The organism is Streptomyces viridosporus (assembly GCF_002078235.1).
Classification (GTDB): Bacteria; Actinomycetota; Actinomycetes; order Streptomycetales; family Streptomycetaceae; genus Streptomyces; species Streptomyces viridosporus.
On sequence record NZ_MSGP01000583.1, the window covers coordinates 1 to 4,657 of the forward strand.

At 69.4% G+C, this 4,657-nt stretch carries 5 protein-coding genes and 1 other RNA gene; 1 reads left to right on the top strand and 5 read right to left on the bottom strand.

Translation table 11 applies throughout. From position 1 onward, the window contains the following. Positions 1–125 precede the first annotated feature (125 nt). The 5 genes from ssrA to ftsE form a co-directional block, all read right to left on the bottom strand. Positions 126–530: a transfer-messenger RNA gene (ssrA, locus tag B7L92_RS33385) on the bottom strand. A gap of 164 nt (positions 531–694) precedes the next feature. Next, positions 695–1,174, bottom strand: coding sequence for an SsrA-binding protein SmpB (smpB, locus tag B7L92_RS33390; protein WP_043494858.1), 480 nt, complete (start codon positions 1,172–1,174; stop codon positions 695–697). Positions 1,175–1,242: 68 nt separating this feature from the next. Beyond that, on the bottom strand, positions 1,243–2,403 hold the full coding sequence (locus tag B7L92_RS33395; RefSeq protein WP_174704058.1) for a S41 family peptidase: 1,161 nt from the start codon (positions 2,401–2,403) through the stop codon (positions 1,243–1,245). Positions 2,404–2,471: 68 nt separating this feature from the next. Next, on the bottom strand, positions 2,472–3,389 hold the full coding sequence (ftsX, locus tag B7L92_RS33400; RefSeq protein WP_081241019.1) for a permease-like cell division protein FtsX: 918 nt from the start codon (positions 3,387–3,389) through the stop codon (positions 2,472–2,474). A 52-nt stretch (positions 3,390–3,441) separates the two neighbouring features. Beyond that, the gene (gene ftsE / locus B7L92_RS33405) at positions 3,442–4,131 is read right to left on the bottom strand and encodes a cell division ATP-binding protein FtsE (RefSeq protein WP_004987389.1); all 690 of its coding nucleotides are present in this window, start codon (positions 4,129–4,131) and stop codon (positions 3,442–3,444) included. Positions 4,132–4,396: 265 nt separating this feature from the next. On the opposite strand from ftsE, the gene B7L92_RS33410 reads away from it, so the two are divergent. Further along, positions 4,397–4,588: a hypothetical protein gene (locus B7L92_RS33410; RefSeq protein WP_055639109.1), complete on the top strand. Its 192-nt coding sequence runs from the start codon at positions 4,397–4,399 to the stop codon at positions 4,586–4,588. Positions 4,589–4,657: the final 69 nt, after the last annotated feature.

Genomic DNA, 4,657 nt, shown 5'->3' on the forward strand with positions numbered 1-4,657 from the left:
GAGCACGGCGGCGCGGGCGGCCGCCTGACACGCGCCGACATGACGAAGACCCCGATATGACAAAGGCCCCGGCATGACAAAGGCCCCGACGCTCGAGGCGACGGGGCCTTTGCCCACATGGGGTCGAGTGGAGATGGCGGGAATCGAACCCGCGTCCAACGGTGCGGAACCAGGGCTTCTCCGTGCGCAGTCGGCTGTGCTTTTCTCGGCCCCGGAGATCACGCCGACAAGTCTCCGACGGGCCCAGTCACTGTGTGGTTTCCCTCTTCACCCCGTGACCGGGATCAAGGTTTAGTTCCCTGAATGATGCCAGGATCCGGGTCGGGAACACCCCCGGGCTGACACTCCCTTTAAGTAGGGGAGCCGCTGCTCGCTACCTGAAGATCAGGCAGCGAGGGCGAGCTCGCCCTGGGAGATGGATCGCTTGGAATTGGCGATTATTTTTTTCGGCCTGTGGTTTACGAGATCATGGCCGCTTCCTCGACACGCTTCCCCTGCTTCGACAGCCGCTGTCGAAACCGATCATCCCCATGTTGATTTCTCAAGGTGCGCACCCGCTGTGAGGTGCTGGCGCCATCGTACGTGACCAACGCCCGACGGTGCCACCGCATTCCCGGCGGGCCTCCCGCCGCCCCGGCGGGTCGCCCCGCCGCGGTACCCGGTTCAACGCCGTCCGGCGCCGGTGTGTTCCCGCTCAGGCACGCTGCTTCCTGCGGACCGCCGACATCGCCCGCTCGGCCTCGCGCCGGTCCTGCTTCTCACGCAGCGTCTGGCGCTTGTCGTACTCCTTCTTCCCCTTGGCCAGCGCGATCTCGACCTTCGCGCGGCCGTCCTTGAAGTACAGGGCGAGCGGCACGATGGTGTGTCCCGTCTCCTGGGACTTGGACTCCAGCTTGTCGATCTCCTCCCGGTGCAGCAGCAGCTTGCGCTTGCGCCGGGCACTGTGGTTGGTCCAGGTGCCCTGGCTGTACTCCGGGACGTGCACGTTGTGCAGCCACGCCTCGTGGTCGGTCAGCTGGACGAAGCCGTCCACCAGCGACGCCCTGCCCTGACGCAGCGACTTCACCTCGGTCCCGGTGAGGACCAGGCCGGCCTCGTAGGTGTCGATGATGAGGTAGTCGTGCCGCGCCTTCTTGTTCTGCGCGATCAGCTTGCGCCCTTTTTCCTTAGCCATAGTGCGGCCCATTTTCGCACTACGGAGGGGGTTTCGGGGAAGCCGATCGCCCACCCGGCGGCGGAACGCTACCGGCCCAGTCCGCTCAGGACCGTCTCGGCCCGCCGGAGCTCCTCCTCGTCGGCCTCGACGTCGGGGGTGAGGCCGCGGCCGTCGACGCTCCGGCCGGAGGGGGTGCGGTAGTGGCCGACGGTCAGCTCGGCGACGGAGCCGTCGGGCAGCGGGGTCGGCATCTGGACCGATCCCTTGCCGAAGGTGCGGGAGCCCACCACGACCGCACGTCCGCGGTCCTGCAGCGCTCCGGTGAGCAGCTCGGCCGCGCTCATCGTCCCGCCGTCGACGAGCGCGACCAGGGGCCTGGTGGTGTCGCCGCCGGGCTCGGCGTGCAGGGCGCGCTGCTCGCCCTCGACGTCGTAGGTGGCGACCAGGCCGCCGTCGAGGAAGGCGGAGGCGGCGGTGACGGCCTCGGTGACCAGGCCGCCGGAGTTGCCGCGCAGGTCGAGGACGATCCCGGCGTCGGCCGGGGCCCGCCGCACGGCGGTGCGGACCTCGTCGCCGGAGCCCTTGGTGAAGGCGGCGACCTCGACGACGGTGATCCGGTCGGCGTACGCGCGGACGGTCACCGGGTCGCGGGACAGCCGGGTCCGGCGCAGGGTCTCGCTCCACGCGCGCCCGCCGCGTTCCAGACCGAGGCGGACGGTGGTGCCGGCGGACTCACCGGTGCCGTCCCCGCGCAGCAGGGAGACGACCTCGGTGACGGGGCGCCCGTCGACCTCCTCGCCGTCGACGCTGCGCAGCCGGTCGCCCGCGCGGATCCCGGCGTCGGCGGCGGGGGTGCCGCTGCCGACCTTCGTCACCTCGATCCGGCCGTCCCGCTCACGGGCCCACAGGCCGACACCGGTGTAGCGACCGTCCAGGGCGTCCTCGAACTCCTCGTACTCGCCCGGGGAGTAGACGGCGGCCCAGCGGTCCCCGCTGCGGCTGACGGCGTGCTCGGCGGCCTCCATGGGGGAGGTGCCCTCGCGCACGGCCTCCTCGGCCGCCCTGGTGACGTCCGCGTGGTGTCCTGCGGGCGCGGCGGGACGGGCCTCGCCGGCCGCGGTCCTCCGGTCGGACCCGGGCAGGTTGCCGGTGGCGGCACCGGCGACGAGCACGCTCGCGAACACCAAGGTCAGGGCGGCTCCACGGCGGACGCGGCGGGGCTGACAGAACGGGTCACGGCCTGACATGCCGGTGAGTCTAGGACAACGCCGAGGGGCGTACGGCCGGTTGACCGTACGCCCCCTCTGGACAAGAGTCACACCTTCAGATACTTGCGCAGCGCGAAGAACGCCGCCAACGCCGGCATCAGCAGACTCGTGGCGAGGATGAGCGGCAGCTTCGTCAGCACGGCGTCCCAGCCGATGAAGTTGATCAGGTTCAGCTTCTCCGACAGGGCCAGTCCGTGGTCGATGATGAAGTACCGCGCGACCACCAGGAATCCGCACGCGAGCGTGCCGCCGATGAGTCCGGCGACCGCGGCCTCCGCGATGAACGGCGCCTGGATGTAGAAGCCGGAGGCGCCGACCAGGCGCATGATCCCGGTCTCGCGGCGACGGCTGAACGCCGAGACGCGCACCGTGTTCACGATCAGCATCAGGGCGACCACCAGCATGAGCGCCATCACCGCGCGGGCGGCCCAGTTCATGCCGTTCAGCAGCCCGAAGAGGTTGTCCAGGATGCCCTTCTGGTCCTGCACCGACTGCACACCGTCACGCCCGTCGAAGGCGGTCGCGATGACCTGGTACTTCTCCGGGTCCGTCAGCTTGATGCGGTACGACTCCTGCATCTGGTCCGGCGTGAGGGAGCTGGCCAGCGGGGAGTCGCCGAACTGCTCCTTGTAGTGCTTGTACGCCTCGTCCTGCGACTCGTGGGTGACCGTGTCGACGACCGACATCTTCTCCAGGTCGGTCTTGATCTGGCTCTTCTGGTCCTCGGTCACCGCGCCCTTGGCGCAGTTGGGGTCGGACGCGGCGTCGCTCTTGTTGCACAGGAAGATGGAGACGTTGACCTTGTCGTACCAGTAGCCCTTCATGGTGTTGACCTGGTCGCTCATCAGGAGCGACCCGCCGAACAGGGCGAGCGACAGGGCGACGGAGACGACGACCGCGAAGGTCATCGTCAGATTGCGGCGGAGACCGACACCGATCTCCGACAGGACGAACTGGGCGCGCATGGCGGGTCCTTCAGGCCTTTCCGTGGGCGCGATCGGGCGCGATCGGGGAGGGTCAGTGCTGGTAGCCGTAGACGCCGCGCGCCTGGTCGCGGACGAGGCGGCCCTTCTCCAGCTCGATGACGCGCTTGCGCATCTGGTCCACGATGTTCTGGTCGTGCGTCGCCATCACCACGGTGGTGCCCGTCCGGTTGATGCGGTCGAGCAGCTTCATGATGCCGACGGAGGTCTGCGGGTCGAGGTTGCCGGTGGGCTCGTCGCAGATGAGCAGCTTGGGCCGGTTGACGAAGGCCCGCGCGATGGCGACGCGCTGCTGCTCACCGCCGGAGAGCTCACCGGGCATCCGGTCCTCCTTGCCGCCGAGGCCGACGAGGTCGAGCACCTGCGGCACGGACTTGCGGATCTCGCCGCGCGACTTGCCGATGACCTCCTGCGCGAAGGCGACGTTCTCGGCGACCGTCTTGTTCGGCAGCAGGCGGAAGTCCTGGAACACCGTCCCCAGCTGGCGCCGGATCTGCGGCACCTTCCAGTTGGAGACGCGGGCGAGGTCCTTGCCCAGGACGTGCACCTGCCCGTGGCTGGCCCGCTCCTCGCGGAGGATCAGCCGCAGGAAGGTGGACTTTCCGGAGCCGGAGGACCCCACGAGGAACACGAACTCGCCCTTCTCGACCTCCAGGGAGACATCCCTGAGGGCAGGGCGGTTCTGCTTGGGGTAGACCTTGGACACATTGTCGAATCGGATCACGGATGCACCACGGGTAGCCGGGGGTAGATGAGCGTGACCTTACGCGAAGCGGAAGGAGGACCGCAGTCACCGCCCGGGGTTGCGCGCCACTTGTGTCCTTTGTGACGGATGTACGGCGGCCCGGCGGGTCCGCGCGGTCGCCCTGCCGGGGGCGGGATGACAGGGGGCCCGCGCCGTTCACCGCGGAACCTGGCACAGTGGAAGGGGAACGTTCACGTGGCCGTGGGCGTTGTGTCGATGGAACCGGTGGGAGGAGGGCGAGCGCATGACGTACGACCGGCTGGTGTGCGCGAACTGCGCCGCGCCCGTGAGCGAGGGCCGGTGCCCCGTGTGCCGCGCGAACCGCGAGCGGCTGCAGCAGGAGAACTTCTTCGCGGGACTGAACCCCATGGCGCTGATCGCACTGCTGGCGGTGCTGGTCGCGGCGGTGGCGCTGCTCGCCCACCAGACCGCCTGACACCGGCCCGGCACCGGGGCGGGACACACACCGAGACGTACGAGGGGCCCGGAGCGCGATCGCGCTCCG

Excerpts from the sequence above, each read along its gene's own strand:
- smpB (WP_043494858.1), bottom strand. The coding sequence starts at position 1,174 with ATGGCTAAGGAAAAAGGGCGCAAGCTGATCGCGCAGAACAAGAAGGCG.
- B7L92_RS33395 (WP_174704058.1), bottom strand. The coding sequence starts at position 2,403 with ATGTCAGGCCGTGACCCGTTCTGTCAGCCCCGCCGCGTCCGCCGTGGA.
- ftsX (WP_081241019.1), bottom strand. The coding sequence starts at position 3,389 with ATGCGCGCCCAGTTCGTCCTGTCGGAGATCGGTGTCGGTCTCCGCCGC.
- B7L92_RS33410 (WP_055639109.1), top strand. The coding sequence starts at position 4,397 with ATGACGTACGACCGGCTGGTGTGCGCGAACTGCGCCGCGCCCGTGAGC.